At 62.0% G+C, this 14,854-nt stretch carries 16 protein-coding genes; all 16 read right to left on the bottom strand.

The window, feature by feature from the left end; genetic code table 11:
- Positions 1-144: 144 nt before the first annotated feature.
- On the bottom strand, positions 145-936 hold the full coding sequence (locus tag FQ668_RS03840) for an amidohydrolase (RefSeq protein WP_014589761.1): 792 nt from the start codon (positions 934-936) through the stop codon (positions 145-147).
- Entirely contained in the window at positions 924-2,072 is a 1,149-nt protein-coding gene (locus tag FQ668_RS03835) for a pyridoxal phosphate-dependent aminotransferase (RefSeq protein WP_014589760.1), read from the bottom strand. The genes FQ668_RS03840 and FQ668_RS03835 overlap by 13 nt, the downstream gene beginning before the upstream one ends.
- A gap of 151 nt (positions 2,073-2,223) precedes the next feature.
- Positions 2,224-3,687, bottom strand: a complete 1,464-nt coding sequence (der, locus tag FQ668_RS03830; RefSeq protein ID WP_014589759.1) for a ribosome biogenesis GTPase Der — start codon at positions 3,685-3,687, stop codon at positions 2,224-2,226.
- A 113-nt stretch (positions 3,688-3,800) separates the two neighbouring features.
- Positions 3,801-4,943, bottom strand: coding sequence for an outer membrane protein assembly factor BamB (gene bamB, locus FQ668_RS03825; RefSeq protein WP_003248513.1), 1,143 nt, complete (start codon positions 4,941-4,943; stop codon positions 3,801-3,803).
- Positions 4,944-5,585, bottom strand: a complete 642-nt coding sequence (locus FQ668_RS03820) for a tetratricopeptide repeat protein (protein ID WP_014589758.1) — start codon at positions 5,583-5,585, stop codon at positions 4,944-4,946. It lies immediately after the preceding gene.
- 39 nt (positions 5,586-5,624) lie between these two features.
- Positions 5,625-6,914, bottom strand: coding sequence for a histidine--tRNA ligase (hisS, locus tag FQ668_RS03815; RefSeq protein ID WP_014589757.1), 1,290 nt, complete (start codon positions 6,912-6,914; stop codon positions 5,625-5,627).
- A gap of 25 nt (positions 6,915-6,939) precedes the next feature.
- Positions 6,940-8,049 carry a flavodoxin-dependent (E)-4-hydroxy-3-methylbut-2-enyl-diphosphate synthase gene (ispG, locus tag FQ668_RS03810; RefSeq protein ID WP_010952070.1) on the bottom strand — a complete coding sequence of 370 codons (1,110 nt, stop codon included), beginning with the start codon at positions 8,047-8,049 and terminating at the stop codon, positions 6,940-6,942.
- A 3-nt stretch (positions 8,050-8,052) separates the two neighbouring features.
- A complete protein-coding gene (locus FQ668_RS03805; RefSeq protein ID WP_019436710.1) occupies positions 8,053-9,063 on the bottom strand; it encodes a RodZ domain-containing protein in 1,011 nt (336 codons plus the stop codon).
- On the bottom strand, positions 9,060-9,821 hold the full coding sequence (gene pilW, locus FQ668_RS03800; RefSeq protein WP_014589755.1) for a type IV pilus biogenesis/stability protein PilW: 762 nt from the start codon (positions 9,819-9,821) through the stop codon (positions 9,060-9,062). The genes FQ668_RS03805 and pilW overlap by 4 nt, the downstream gene beginning before the upstream one ends.
- 14 nt (positions 9,822-9,835) lie before the next feature.
- Positions 9,836-10,981: a 23S rRNA (adenine(2503)-C(2))-methyltransferase RlmN gene (gene rlmN / locus FQ668_RS03795; RefSeq protein ID WP_010952067.1), complete on the bottom strand. Its 1,146-nt coding sequence runs from the start codon at positions 10,979-10,981 to the stop codon at positions 9,836-9,838.
- Between the two features lie 28 nt (positions 10,982-11,009).
- Positions 11,010-11,435, bottom strand: a complete 426-nt coding sequence (gene ndk, locus FQ668_RS03790; RefSeq protein ID WP_003248526.1) for a nucleoside-diphosphate kinase — start codon at positions 11,433-11,435, stop codon at positions 11,010-11,012.
- An 88-nt stretch (positions 11,436-11,523) separates the two neighbouring features.
- Positions 11,524-11,724: a Fe-S cluster assembly protein IscX gene (gene iscX, locus FQ668_RS03785; RefSeq protein WP_003248529.1), complete on the bottom strand. Its 201-nt coding sequence runs from the start codon at positions 11,722-11,724 to the stop codon at positions 11,524-11,526.
- Positions 11,725-11,734: 10 nt separating this feature from the next.
- Positions 11,735-12,076, bottom strand: a complete 342-nt coding sequence (gene fdx / locus FQ668_RS03780; RefSeq protein WP_003248531.1) for an ISC system 2Fe-2S type ferredoxin — start codon at positions 12,074-12,076, stop codon at positions 11,735-11,737.
- Positions 12,077-12,079: 3 nt separating this feature from the next.
- Entirely contained in the window at positions 12,080-13,942 is a 1,863-nt protein-coding gene (gene hscA / locus FQ668_RS03775; RefSeq protein WP_014589754.1) for a Fe-S protein assembly chaperone HscA, read from the bottom strand.
- 43 nt (positions 13,943-13,985) lie between these two features.
- Positions 13,986-14,507, bottom strand: coding sequence for a co-chaperone HscB (hscB, locus tag FQ668_RS03770; protein ID WP_010952065.1), 522 nt, complete (start codon positions 14,505-14,507; stop codon positions 13,986-13,988).
- An 8-nt stretch (positions 14,508-14,515) separates the two neighbouring features.
- Positions 14,516-14,839 carry an iron-sulfur cluster assembly protein IscA gene (iscA, locus tag FQ668_RS03765; protein ID WP_003248536.1) on the bottom strand — a complete coding sequence of 108 codons (324 nt, stop codon included), beginning with the start codon at positions 14,837-14,839 and terminating at the stop codon, positions 14,516-14,518.
- Positions 14,840-14,854 lie beyond the last annotated feature (15 nt).

The raw sequence follows: 14,854 nt of genomic DNA, 5'->3' as shown, positions 1-14,854 counted from the left end.
GAACAGCGGGTGGAAATTAGCCAGCAGGGCCGGCCTCTTCGCGGGTAAACCCGCTCCTACGGGGGCCCGTGCCCAACCACCGATGTGTGTCCACCACCAATCTGTGTAGGAGCGGGTTTACCCGCGAAAGGGCCGGGCCTGCTGTCAGTGCAGCTCGAAGGTATCGGCATCCAGGTTGGCCGGGAACTTGGCCCGGTACGCCGCCAGTTCCGCCGCGCTCAGTACTGCAGTGAACACCCCGTCCGCCTCCCCGGCACTGAGCAGGCTCTCACCCTGGAAGTCCAGCACCTGGCTGTCACCAGAATAAGCAAAGCCTTTACCGTCCGTGCCCACCCGGTTCACCGCCGCCACATAGCACAGGTTCTCGATCCCCCGCGCCGGCAGCAGGCGGTTCCAGTGCTGGCGACGCGCCGCCGGCCAGTTAGCGGTGTACAGCAGCAGGTCAGTGTCCTGGGCGTCACGGCTCCACACCGGGAAGCGCAGGTCGTAGCAGATCAGCGGGCGAATCCGCCAGCCCATGAGCTCGAACTGCACCTGCCGCTCGCCTGGGGTGTAATGTTTGTGCTCACCGGCCATGCGGAACAGGTGGCGCTTGTCGTAGTGCAGAATCTCGCCGTCCGGCCGCGCCCACAACAGGCGGTTGCGGTGGCTGCCATCGGCGGCCTGGATGATCACACTGCCGGTAATCACCGCGTTATGCTTCTTCGCCTGCGCCTTCAGCCATTTGTAGGTCGGACCGTTCTCCAGTTCGCACAGGCTTTCCGATTGCATCGAAAAACCGGTGGTAAACATTTCCGGCAGGATCACCAGGTCGACCTCGCCCACCTGCTCCAGCAGCACCTCGAAGTGCGCGTAGTTGGCCTCGCGGTCGTGCCAGGCCAAGGTGGTTTGCACCAGTGCGACTTTCAGGTTCGGCAGTTTACTCAGATCGCGCATAGTCGTTCCGCTGCCTGACGCAGCGTCTCCTCTCGTTTGGCAAAGCACAGGCGTACCAGGCGTTGCTCGGGGATGGGTTGCTGGTAGAACACCGATACCGGGATGGTCGCCACGCCGTGCTCACGCGTCAGCCACAGCGACATATCGACATCGTTCAGGTCAGGACGGATTTGCGAATAGTCCACCAGCTGGAAATAAGTGCCCGTCGTGCGGGTAAAGTTGAAACGCGAGCCGTCCAGCAAACCGCAGAACAGGTCGCGCTTAGCCTGGTAAAAGGCCGGCAACTCATCAATATGCTCGGGATGCCCGGCCATGAAATCGGCCAAGGCACACTGCAGCGGCGTCACGCCACAGAAGTTGACGTACTGGTGCACTTTGCGCAGCTCGGCGCTCAGGGCAGGCGGCGCGATCACGTAACCGGTCTTCCAACCGGTAACGTGGTACGTCTTGCCGAAGGAACTGACCACGAAGGCACGGGAGTACAACTGCTCATGGGCCAGCACACTGGCGTGGCGTACGCCGTCATAGACCAAGTGCTCGTACACTTCATCGCTGACCAGGTAGATATCGCGGTCGGCAATAAGTGCGGACAACTGGTCGAGGTCTTCGCGGGTGATCAACGCGCCGCTGGGGTTGTGTGGCGAGTTGAGGATGACCATGCGCGTGCGCGGGCTCAAAGCATCGCTGAATTTCTGCCAGTCGATACGGAAATCGCCGTCGCTCAACTGCACATGTACACAGCGGCCCCCGGCCAGCTCCACGGACGGCTCGTAACTGTCGTAGCAGGGGTCGAAGACGATCACTTCGTCACCGGCATGCACCACCGCCTGGATGGCACAGAAAATAGCCTCGGTGGCGCCGGGGGTGATAGTCACTTCCTGATCGGCATCCACCCTGGCCCCATACAGCCGCTCGACCTTGGCCGCTACCTGCTGGCGCAAGGCCGGAAGGCCGGTCATCGGCGAATACTGGTTATGCCCGGCAGCCACGTGCCGGCCCACTGCATCGAGCAGGGCCTGCGGGCCATTGAAGTCAGGAAAGCCCTGGGACAGGTTGAGCGCGCCGGTCTGCACGGCGAGCTGGGACATGGTAGTGAAGATGGTCGTGCCGACATTCGGCAGTTTGCTGCGGATCATGGAGCCCTCTTTCCTGGGGTATATCCGGCACGGGGTGGAGTCCGAGCATAGCGGATCGAGCGGTCAGGAAAAAGGTTGAAACAATAGGGGGATTGCTCTGGATCAAAGGGCGTCTGTGGGGGCGGCCTTGCCCGCCCCCACATGGCGCTACTTAGCGTTTGTCGCGACGCTTCTTCTCGGCCTTCTTGTGGTGCGACATCAGGCGGCGTTTCTTGTTGACCTGGCGATCGGTAAGGGTGTTTTTCTTGCCCTCATACGGGTTCTCGCCGCCCTTGTACTCAATACGAATCGGCGTACCGACCAGCTTGAGCACGCGGCGATAGGTGTTTTCCAGGTAACGCGAGTACGACTTGGGAATGCTGTCAGTCTGGTTGCCGTGGATCACGATCAGTGGCGGGTTGGCACCGCCGAGGTGGGCATAGCGCAGCTTGATGCGGCGACCATTGACCATCGGCGGCTGGTGCTCGCTCACGGCATCTTCGAGGATCTGCGTCAGGCGGCTGGTCGGCCAGCGAGTGACCGCGGACTGGAATGCAGCCTGTACCGACTTGTACAAGTTGCCCACGCCCGTGCCATGCAGCGCGGAAATAAAGTGGATGTCGGCAAAGTCGACGAAGAACAGCCGGCGCTCCAGCTCGGTCTTCACGTAGGCGCGCTCACCCGGCTCCATGCCATCCCACTTGTTCAGGGCAATGACGATGGCGCGACCGGCTTCAAGGGCGAAGCCCAGCAGGTTAAGGTCATGGTCGACCACACCTTCGCGGGCATCCATGACGAAGATCACGACGTTGGCGTCCTTGATCGCCTGCAGCGTCTTCACCACCGAGAACTTTTCGACTTCCTCGTGGATCTTGCCTCGCTTGCGCACACCGGCGGTGTCGATGAAGGTGTACTTCTCGCCATCGCGCTCGAACGGGATGTAGATACTGTCACGGGTGGTGCCCGGCTCGTCGTAGACCACCACTCGCTCTTCACCGAGCATGCGGTTGACCAGCGTCGACTTGCCAACGTTCGGGCGGCCGATGATGGCGATCTTGATGCCATCCTTCTCGCTTGGGCCAGGAATGCGCACGGCTTCCTCACCTTCAGCGACGTCCTGTTCGAGGGCCTCGTCTTCGGCATCACGCGGCAGGTGACCGAGCACGGCCTCCATCAAGGCGTTGATACCACGGCCCTGGGAGCCCGCCACCGGAATGGCGTTACCCATGCCCATTGGCGAGAATTCGGCGCGTGCAACGTCGGGGTCGATGTTGTCGATCTTGTTGGCAACCAGGATCGCCGCCTTGTTCCGCTTGCGCAGGTGCTCGGCGATCATCTGGTCTGCTGCGGTCATGCCCGCTCGGGCATCAACCAGGAACAGCACATAGTCGGCTTCTTCGATGGCCATGAGCGACTGCTCGGCCATTTTTTCGTCCATGCCCACTTCGTCACCGGTGATACCACCGGTGTCGATCAGGATGAAGGAACGACCCTGCCAGCTGGCATCACCATACTGGCGGTCACGGGTCAGGCCAGACAGGTCACCGACGATGGCATCGCGGGTCTTGGTCAGGCGGTTGAACATGGTGGATTTGCCGACGTTCGGGCGGCCCACCAGGGCAATTACGGGAACCATCGGCTCTCCACTCTCGAATTCTTGAAAATGCAAAGGCCGCTGCAAGGCAGCGGCCGGAGTACGGGCGGCGTGTACGCCGCGACTTGAAGCCCGCCAAGGCTTCAAGCATAGCTTCAGCGGATGGTCAGTGCCTCGAGCTTGCCGCTGTTGCCGAAGACATAGATGGTGTCGCCGACCACAAGTGGGCGGGCGCGCAGGCCATCGCTGTCGATGCGCTCACGGCCGACGAAGCGGCCATCCACCTGGCTCAGCAGGTGCAGGTAACCTTCAAAGTCACCCACAGCCACGTAGCTGCTGAACACTTCAGGGGCGGTCAACTGGCGGCGAGCCATGCTGTCGTTGCTCCACAGGGCACTGGAAGAGCGCTCATCCACACCTTCCACGGTACCCGAGGCTTCGCTGACGTAGACGTTACCGAAGCCCTGAGCAACACCCACATAGCTGGAAGCATCGCGCTGCCACAGCTCGCGGCCGCTTTCCAGGTCCAGGCCCGCTACACGGCCCTGGTAGGTGCTGACGTACAGGGTACCACCAGATAGCAGCAAGCCGCCGTCGATATCAACCACACGGTCCAGCTCGGAACGGCCCTTCGGGATGGCCACGCGGCTTTCCCACACCGGCACACCGTTGTTGATATCCACCGCCACTACCTTGCCGGTAGACAGGCCGGCAACCGCCAGGCGGTTGGTGGCGATCGGCGCACCGGTACCACGCAGCGTCAGCACGGCCGGGGAGTTCTCGTAGATCCAACGGCGGTCGCCAGTGGCGGCATCCAGGCCGATCAGGCGGTCGTCCTGGGTCTGCACCACCACCACGTCACCGTTGTTGGCAGGTGGGGCGAGCACTTCGCTGGTCACGCGCGAGCGCCAACGCTCCTCACCGGTGCTCGAGTCCAGGGCAATGACTTCACCCTTGAGGGTACCGAGCATGACCAGGCCATAGCCTACGCCAACTGCACCGGAAACCTGCAGCTCCAGGTCCTTCTTCCACACCACGTCACCGGTAATGCGGTCGAGGGCGAAGACTTCGCCGTTGACGTCGGAAGCGTAGATACGGTCGTTCTCGATGGCCGGTACCAGGGTGTTGTAGGTTTCACCCTGGCCATCACCGATCGAACGGCTCCACTGCTTCTTCAGCACCACTTCCTCGGTGAACTTGGTCAGCTCGGCCGGGGGCAGTTCCTTCTTGCTGTTGCTGCTGCAACCTGCGGCCAGTACGGCCAGGGTCAGCACTGCTGCATGTTTCCAACCGATCACTTACGCGTCCCCTTTAGCCAGGTCATCCAGCTTCAATTGCAGGCCACCGACCGCCGCGTCATCGGACAGCGCGGCCTTGGCTTTTTCGTAAGCGCTGTGGGCGTCGTTGGTGCGACCCAGCTGCACCAGCAGGTCACCCTTCAACTCTTCACGGCTTGCCAGGAAGGCTTTATCGGCGTCACCGTCGAGCAGCTTGAGGGCATCCTCGGCCTTATCCTGGGCTGCCAGTACGCGCGCCAGACGCTGACGCGAAATCTCGCCCAGGGTGACGTCGGCCGGATTGTCCAACACGCTTTTCAGCTCGGCTGCGGCGTCATCGAGCTTGCCGCTGTCAACCGCGACCTTGGCCACGAACAGGCTGCCGTACTGGGCGTAAGCGGTGCCGCCAAACTCGCTCTTGAGCTTGCCGGCCAGTTCCGCGACCTTGGTGGCGTCCGGCTGGCCGGTCGGTGTCAGGCTGGTTTCAATCAACGCCTGATACAACTGCGAGGCACCTTGCGACTGGTTGTTCTGGTATTTGTGCCAGGTATTCCAGCCCAACACCACCACGCCAGCCAGCAATGCACCGGTCAGCAGCGGCTTGCCGTTGCGGCTCCACCAGTCCTTGACGCCTGCCAGGTCATCATCATCGGTACTCGACACCCCAATACTCCTTTTCGCCTATTCGCTTGTTGAACCGCGTTACGCTTGCGCGATCGCGGTTTCCAGGTGCTCCGCAAGAGCATCCCAGGCAATGTTCTGTTGTTCGCCCTGGCCACGCAGGGGCTTCAAGCCGATTTCTTGCTTGGCCAGCTCGTCGTCGCCGAGGATCAGGGCGAACAGTGCACCGCTCTTGTCGGCTTTCTTGAACTGGCTCTTGAAGCTGCCACCACCGGCGTTGACTGCCAGGCGCAGGCCCGGCAAGCGGTCGCGCAAGCCTTCGGACAGGCGCAGGCCTGCCAACTCCGCCTGCTCGCCAAAGGCGCACAGGTAAACGTCGATCTGGCGGCTGATGGACTCCGGCACCTTGCCCAGGGTTTCCAACAGCAGGATCAGGCGCTCGATGCCCATGGCGAAACCAACGCCAGTGGTCGGCTTGCCACCCATCTGTTCGACCAGGCCGTCGTAACGGCCACCCGCGCACACCGTGCCCTGGGCACCGAGCTTGTCGGTTACCCACTCGAACACGGTCTTGCTGTAGTAGTCCAGGCCGCGTACCAGCTTGGTATTGATCACGAACGGAATACCGGCAGCGTCCAGGCGGGCCTTCAGGCCCTCGAAGTGCACGCGCGATTCTTCGTCCAGATAGTCTTCCAGCTTCGGCGCCCCAACCAGCACCGCCTGGGTGTTCTGGTCCTTGCTGTCGAGGATACGCAGCGGGTTGCTCTTCAGGCGGCGCTGGCTGTCTTCGTCCAGTTGCTCCAGGCGCGCCGAGAGGAACTCGACCAGCGCGTCACGGTAGCGTGCGCGGGCTTCACTGGTGCCCAGGCTGTTGAGCTCCAGCTTGACCGCGTCCTGAATGCCCAGCAGGCCCCACAGGCGCCAGGTCAGCATGATCAGCTCGGCATCGATGTCCGGGCCGTCCAGGTTGAACACTTCCACGCCAATCTGGTGGAACTGGCGGTAGCGGCCCTTCTGTGGGCGCTCGTGGCGGAACATCTGGCCGATGTACCACAGCTTCTGCACCTGACCGTTGCCGGTGATGCCGTGCTCGAGCACTGCTCGCACACAGGCCGCGGTGCCTTCAGGGCGCAGGGTCAGTGAATCGCCGTTGCGGTCCTCGAAGGTGTACATCTCTTTTTCGACGATGTCGGTCACTTCACCGATCGAGCGTTTGAACAGCTCGGTGAACTCGACGATCGGCGTGCGGATCTGGCTGTACCCGTAGGAGTCCAGCAGCCCGGCCACGGTGCCTTCGAAGTAGCGCCACAGCGGCGACTGTTCTGGCAGGATGTCGTTCATGCCACGGATGGCTTGCAGCGATTTGCTCACGAAAAGTCCTTACGAATTCTGTGTGTCAGCCACGAGCGATCAACGCCGCGTCGGCCTCGGCCTTTTCGGCCGCTTTCTGGCGGATGAGTTTTTCAAGCTCATCGACCAGGTTGTCATTGGTCAGCTTCTGCGCCGGCTTGCCGTCGATGTAGATCAGGTTCGGCGTACCGCCGGTCAGGCCTACATGGGCTTCCTTGGCTTCACCCGGGCCGTTGACCACGCAACCGATCACCGCCACATCCAGCGGCACCAGCAGGTCTTCCAGGCGCCCTTCCAGCTCGTTCATGGTCTTGACCACATCGAAGTTCTGCCGCGAGCAGCTCGGGCAGGCGATGAAGTTGATGCCACGCGAGCGCAGATGCAGCGACTTGAGGATGTCGTAGCCGACTTTCACTTCTTCGACCGGATCGGCCGCCAGCGAGATGCGGATGGTATCGCCAATACCTTCGGCCAGCAGCATACCGAGGCCGACGGCGGACTTCACGGTGCCCGAACGCAGGCCACCGGCTTCAGTGATGCCCAGGTGCAGCGGTTGCACGATCTGCTTGGCCAGCAGACGGTAGGCTTCGACAGCCATGAACACGTCCGAGGCCTTGACGCTGACCTTGAAGTCCTGGAAATCCAGGCGATCGAGATGCTCGACGTGGCGCAGGGCCGACTCGACCAGTGCGGCCGGGGTCGGTTCGCCATACTTCTTCTGCAGGTCTTTTTCCAGCGAACCGGCGTTGACCCCGATACGAATCGGAATGCCGCGGTCGCGGGCGGCATCGACCACGGCGCGCACACGGTCTTCACGGCCGATGTTGCCCGGGTTGATCCGCAGGCAATCAACGCCCAGCTCGGCAACGCGCAGGGCGATCTTGTAGTCGAAATGGATGTCGGCGACCAGCGGCACGCTGACCCGTTGCTTGATCTTGCCAAACGCTTCGGCCGCGTCCATGTCCGGCACCGAGACCCGCACGATGTCCACGCCGGCGTCGACCAGACGCTGGATTTGCGCCACGGTGGCAGCGACATCGTTGGTGTCGGTGTTGGTCATGCTCTGCACCGCGATGGGCGCATCACCACCCACCGGCACATTGCCAACCCAGATTTTGCGGGATTCGCGACGTTTGATCGGAGATTCGCCGTGCATGACTTACTGTCCCAACTTCAGGCGAGCAGTCTCGCCACTGGTGAACGGGGCAACATCGACGGCCTGGCCGTTGTAGCTTACCTGGGCGCCCCGGGCAAAGCCCAGGCGTACCGCGAATGGCGGCTTGCCGGTCAGCTCGAGGTTGTCCCCCTTGCGCTTGATGGCGCTGAACAGCACCTTGCCGTTGCCGTCGCTGACCTGGGTCCAGCAATCGGCAGTGAACTGGATGGCGACCTTGGCGCTGCCAGCTGGCACCGCGGAAGGCTCGGCGGCCGCCACTGCCGGTGCAGGTGCAGCAGTGGCCTGCACTGGAGGAGTAACCGGTGCAGGCGAAGCAGCAGGTGCGGGTTGCACAGGCGCTTGTTGTGCTGGAGCAGGCGCTGTGGCAATGGCTGCCTCAGAGGTTACCGGCGCCTGTTCAGCGGCAGCAGGCTGCTCGGCAGCGCCCTGATCCAGCGCCAGCGGCGCACTTTCAGCTTGCTGGCCAGCGGAAACGGCCTGGTCTTCAGGCTCATCGAGCGGGTGAATCTGTGTGGTGCCGTCGGCGCTTTCGACCTCGACATGTTCCAAGGCGATCTTGGCCAACTCCTTGCCCCGCAGGCTGCCCTGGTCCTGCCACCAGAAAAAGCCACCACCGACCACAGCCACCAGCAACAGCAGGCTGACGCCGCGCAGGATGTTGTGCGACAACCGCACAGGCTCTTCGATACGGCCCAGCGAATGCACGTCGCTGCCTTTGGCGTGGGTACCGGTGTAGCGGTCGAAGGCATCTACCAGGGCGGCCTGGTCGAGGTCCATCAGCTTGGCGTAGGCGCGAATGTAGCCACGAGCGAAAGTATGCCCGGGCAGCTTGTCGAAGGCGCCGGTTTCCACGTGGTTCAACGAACTGACAGTGAGGTTGAGCTTGCGGGCCACCTCGGCTTGAGACCAGTCCCGTTTCTCACGGGCCAGGCGCAAAAGCTCACCGGGGTTCTGGCCAGGCGCTACTGCTACTTCGGGATGCGCGGCGTTCATCGTTGCTCCGACAGGTATTGCTGATATTCCGGCGTACCGGGATAAAGTCGTTGTAATTGCTGGCCCAATTCGGCCAGTGCGCCCTGCTCGTCGAACACCCTGGCAAGGCGGCTGCCCAGCAGCAGGCTACGGGCGTCGTGGTCGCTCAACTGGCTGAAACGATCGTAGTAGTCCCGGGCCGGCACATAATGCCTGTTTTCGTAGGACAACTCAGCCATTTCCAGCAACGCTTTTGGTTGCCGCTGGTTGAGTTGTAACGCTTTCAACAGATACGCGTGCGCCTGATCGCGGCGTTCGAGCTTCAGGGCGGTCAGGCCCAGATTCTCGTATACGCGTGAGCGCTCAGGATACAGGGTATCGGCACTGGCCAGGCGAAACATCTGCTTGGCCTCGGCAAATCGCCCCTGAGCATAAAGGAAACTGCCGTAATTGTTGCGAATTCGCGTGTCACCGCGGCTTATCAGCAAGGCCTTGCGAAAATGTGCTTCGGCCAACGCCGGCTCGCCTTCGGCTTGAAACACTACCGCCAGCGCGGCGTGCGCATCGACATCCTGGTCATCCAGCGCCAGGGCCTTTCCCAGCGGCGCCTTGGCCTGTTCGGTCAAACCTTGTTGCAAATAACCCAAGCCAAGCTGCACATAAGCCCGCCCTGCCTCCACCCTGCCCTGGCGGCTGGCCAAGGGGTCGCTCGCGCCACCCGACACGCAGCCGGCCAGCAGCGAAAGCGCAAGGATCGACAGCGCGGCACGCAGGCTCATGGGCAAGGTACCTGTCAGTGGCTGGCGGCGCTGTCTGGCAGTTCGACGTCCGCAGAAAGCTGGCGAACAGCGATGTAGCGCTCACTGCGGCGAGTACGGTCATTGACCTGGCCGACCAGCTGACCACAGGCAGCGTCGATGTCGTCGCCGCGCGTGGTACGGGTGGTGACGTTGAAGCCTCCGTGGTGCAGCAGGTCCTGGAAGCGACGAATGGCGTTGTTGCTCGGTCGCTCGTAGCCCGAATGCGGGAACGGGTTGAACGGGATCAGGTTGATCTTGCAGGGTACATCGCGCAACAGTTCGATCATCTGCGCGGCATGCTCGGGCTGGTCGTTGACGTCCTTGAGCAGGGTGTACTCGACGGTGAGCACGCGCTTGCCACCCAGGGTGGACATGTAGCCCATGCACGATTCCAGCAGCACCTTCAGCGGGTACTTCTTGTTGATCGGTACCAGCTTGTTGCGCAGTTCGTCGTTCGGCGCATGCAGCGACAGGGCCAGCGACACGTCGATGTGCTTGGCGAGTTCGTCGATCATGGGCACCACGCCCGAGGTGGACAAGGTGACACGGCGCTTGGAAATGCCATAGCCAAGGTCATCCATCATGATTTTCATGGCGGCAATGACGTTGTCGAAGTTCAGCAAGGGCTCGCCCATGCCCATCATGACCACGTTGGTAATCGCGCGGTCGACTTTGGCAGGAACGGTCCCGAAGGATTTGTTGGCAAGCCACACCTGGCCGATCACTTCGGCGGCAGTGAGGTTGCTGTTGAAGCCTTGCTTGCCGGTGGAGCAGAAGCTGCAGTCCAGGGCACAGCCGGCTTGCGACGATACGCACAGGGTGCCGCGGTCGTCGGTTGGAATATAGACGGTCTCAACGCAGCTGCCGGAGGCAACGCGGATCACCCATTTACGAGTGCCGTCGGCGGAAATGTCTTCACTGACCACTTCCGGTGGGCGAATTTCGGCAACGGCCTCGAGCTTTTCGCGCAAGACCTTGCCTACGTTGGTCATGGCCGCAAAGTCGGACACGCCAAAATGGTGAATCCATTTCATCACCTGGCCGGCACGGAAGCGCTTCTCCCCAATAGAGTCGAAGAATTGTTCCATTTCCGGCTGGGTCAGACCCAACAGGTTGATTTTGCCAGTAGATGTCGTCATGGATTCACCCTCACCCGTAAGCTTTCGCTTAGCGAGTGGTTACCTCGGTAGCAGCGAAGAAGTAAGCGATTTCGCGAGCAGCAGCAGCTTCGGAGTCCGAACCGTGAACGGCGTTGGCGTCGATCGACTCGGCGAAGTCAGCGCGGATGGTGCCGGCAGCAGCTTCTTTAGGGTTGGTAGCACCCATCAGCTCACGGTTCTTGGCAATGGCGTTCTCGCCTTCCAGAACCTGGACAACGACCGGACCGGAAGTCATGAAGGCAACCAGGTCACCGAAGAAGCCGCGCTCGCTGTGCTCAGCGTAGAAGCCTTCGGCTTCGGCCTTGGACAGTTGCTTCATTTTCGAGGCAACGATTTTCAGGCCGGCTTCTTCGAAGCGAGTGGTGATCTTGCCGATGACGTTTTTGGCAACAGCGTCAGGCTTGATGATGGAGAAAGTACGTTGAACAGCCATGGAAAACTCCAGAATATGAGTGTTACGAAAAATTAAACCCGCGAATTATACGCGGGTTCCGGGGGATTGCCTAACCTGCAAGTGACGCTTAGTCGGCTTCGTCGATCCAGGCGGCCTGGATTGCCTCGAGCACTTTCTCACCGCCGCGTGACGGATCGTCGCTGAACTCTGGCAATGCCAGCACCCAGCGGTGCAGGTCCACGAAATTCACATAACGAGGATCGACCTCAGGCTTGCTTTCTGCAAGCTGGATTGCGATCTCAAGTACATCAACCCATTTCAGACTCATGTACAGGCCCTCAGTGCGGTGCTTCGGCAGCATGGTTGAGCGAATACTTGGGGATCTCGATGGTCAGGTCTTCGTCAGCGACGAAAACCTGGCAACCCAGGCGCGATTGCGCTTCCAGGCCCCAGGCTTTGTCCAGCATGTCCTCTTCCAGCTCGTCAGCCTCTTCGAGCGAATCGAAGCCCTTGCGCACGATGCAGTGGCAAGTGGTACAGGCCTTGACGCCGCCGCAGGCACTTTCCATCTCGATGTGATGGTCGTGGGCCAGCTCCAGGATGTTGGTCCCGGGCTTGACCTCCACGGTCAGCCCCTCGGGGCAGAACTTCTCATGCGGCAGGAATGTCACCAGCGGCATCGATTACTCCTCGATCTCATTCAGGTTGCGCCCGGCCAGTGCGGCTTTGACCGTCGAATCAAGGCGACGGGCGGCAAATGCATCGGTCACCTGCGACAGACGCTTGGTCTGTTGCTCGATGGCTGCGCCATCGGTGCCGGCCAGCAAATCACGTAGTTCTTGCATCTGGAATTCGATGGCGTCGCGCTCGTCACTGCTGAGCAGGCGCTCGCCGTCGGCGTCCAGGGCGCCCTGTACCGCCTCGAGCAGCCGCTCGCCATCTACCTGATGCTCTCGCAGCTGGCGGGCGTGCTTGTCGGAACCGGCGTGTTCGAAGGAGTCCTTGAGCATGCGGGCGATTTCGCCGTCGGTCAGGCCGTAGGACGGCTTGACCTGAATGCTGGCTTCCACGCCCGAACCCAGCTCGCGGGCAGCGACGCTGAGCAGGCCATCGGCATCCACCTGGAAGGTGACGCGGATTTTCGCAGCACCGGCAACCATGGCCGGGATGCCGCGCAGCTCGAAGCGGGCCAGCGAACGGCAGTCGCTGATCAGCTCGCGCTCGCCCTGCAGTACGTGGATCATCATGGCCGACTGGCCATCTTTGTATGTGGTGAACTCCTGAGCGCGGGCCACCGGAATGGTGGTGTTACGCGGGATCACCTTCTCCATCAGCCCGCCCATGGTCTCAAGACCAAGCGACAGCGGGATGACATCGAGCAGCAGCAGCTCGCCACCTTCGCGGCGGTTGCCGGCCAGGGTGTCAGCCTGGATGGCGGCACCAATGGCCACCACCTGGTCTGGGTCGATCGAGGTCAGCGGGGTGCGCCCGAACAGTGCGCCCACGGCCTCACGTACACGTGGCACACGGGTCGAACCACCGACCATGACCACAGCGCCGACCTCTTCCAGTTCAACCCCACTGTCGCGCACAGCGCGGCGGCAAGCCTTGAGGCTGCGGGCGACCAGGGGTTCGATCATGGCTTCGAAAGCGCTGCGACTCAGTTCGCCCTGCCAGGCGCCGTGGCTGACGCTGACCACGTCGGCATCGGTCAGGGCTTCCTTGGCGGCGCAGGCGGTTTGCAGCAGCGCGCGCTGGGTAGCCGGGTCGAGGTCAGACGACAAGCCAGCCTGCTCGATGATCCAGCCGGCAATAGCGTGATCGAGGTCGTCCCCCCCCAGGGCGGTATCACCACCGGTGGCGAGCACTTCGAATACGCCAGCGGTCAGGCGCAGGATGGAAATATCGAAAGTGCCGCCGCCCAGATCATAGATGGCCACCACGCCTTCGGCGTTCTGGTCAAGGCCGTAGGCTACGGCAGCCGCAGTCGGTTCGTTGAGCAGGCGCAGCACGTTCAGGCCGGCCAGACGCGCAGCGTCTTTGGTAGCCTGACGCTGGGCGTCATCGAAATAGGCCGGCACGGTGATCACCGCGCCTACCAGCTCGCCACCCAAGGTAGCTTCGGCACGTTCGCGCAACACCTTCAGGATGTCGGCAGACACTTCCACAGGGCTTTTCGGCCCCTGCACGGTGTCGATGAACGGCATGTGCGATTCACCACCCACAAAGCGGTATGGCAGTTGCTCGCCCAGCTGCTTGACGTCGGCCAGGCCGCGCCCCATCAGGCGCTTGACCGACAGCACGGTGTTCAACGGGTCGCTGGAGGCAGCATCACGCGCGGCCTGCCCCACTTCGTTACGCCCTTCGAGGTAGCGTACCGCGGACGGCAGAATGACGTTACCCTGCGCGTCGGGCAGGGGCTCGCTACGGCCGCTGCGCAGTGCAGCGACCATTGAGTTGGTGGTGCCCAGGTCGATCCCAACCGCCAGGCGGCGCTGGTGCGGCTGAGGGCTTTGACCGGGTTCGGCAATCTGCAGTAGGGCCATGCTTATCTGAATACCTTAGGTGCCATCACGGGCAGCACCGGGGTTAATCGTCGAGGCGCTCTTCCAGTTGGCGCACTTCTTGGGCGAGCTTGTCGAGGAACTGCATGCGGCGCATCAGGCGTTCAGCCTTGTCGCGCTCGCCCGGGGCATCCCAGCAGCCGGCAAAGTCCTCATTCAGCGTGTCCTGGGCGGCCTTCAGGCGCTTCTTGAACACGCCGACACCGTCAAGGTCGGCTTCATCCTGCAGTTCTTCGAGCTCTTCACGCCACTGCATCTGCTGCAGCAGGAAGTCAGGGTCGTGGACCGTGACTTCCTGGGGCACTTCATGGCCGCTGATGGCCAGCAGGTAGCGCGCGCGACGCGGCGCACTGCGCAGCGTCTGGTAAGCGTCGTTGAGGGCCGCGGATTTTTCCAGCGCTATACGCTGCTCACGCTCGGAGGCGTCGGCAAAGCGGTCAGGATGGACTTCGCGGGCCAGCTCGCGATAGCGAGTGGCCAGCTTGTCGAGATCCAGACGGAAGCTTGGCTGGAGGTCAAACAATGCGTAATGACAAGGAGTACCCACAGCCAGCCTCAAACGTTGAAGCTTTCGCCGCAGCCACACTCACCGCGCACGTTGGGGTTGTTGAACTTGAAGCCTTCGTTCAACCCTTCCTTGACGAAATCCAGTTCGGTGCCGTCGAGGTAGACCAGGCTCTTGGGATCGATGATCACCTTGACGCCATGGTTTTCGAACACCTGGTCTTCGTCCGCCAGTTCGTCGACGAATTCCAGCACGTAGGCCAGACCCGAGCAACCGGTGGTGCGCACGCCCAGGCGAATGCCCTCACCTTTGCCGCGCCCGTCGAGGGAGCGGCGAATGTGGTTGGCGGCGGCTTCTGTCATGCTGATAGCCATCAGAACTCCTTACCT

This window comes from Pseudomonas sp. Kh14, from assembly GCF_900291005.1.
GTDB classification, from domain to species: domain Bacteria; phylum Pseudomonadota; class Gammaproteobacteria; order Pseudomonadales; family Pseudomonadaceae; genus Aquipseudomonas; species Aquipseudomonas alloputida.
The sequence above is the reverse complement of the archived record's forward strand: the minus strand, read 5'-3'. Positions and strand labels throughout refer to the sequence as shown.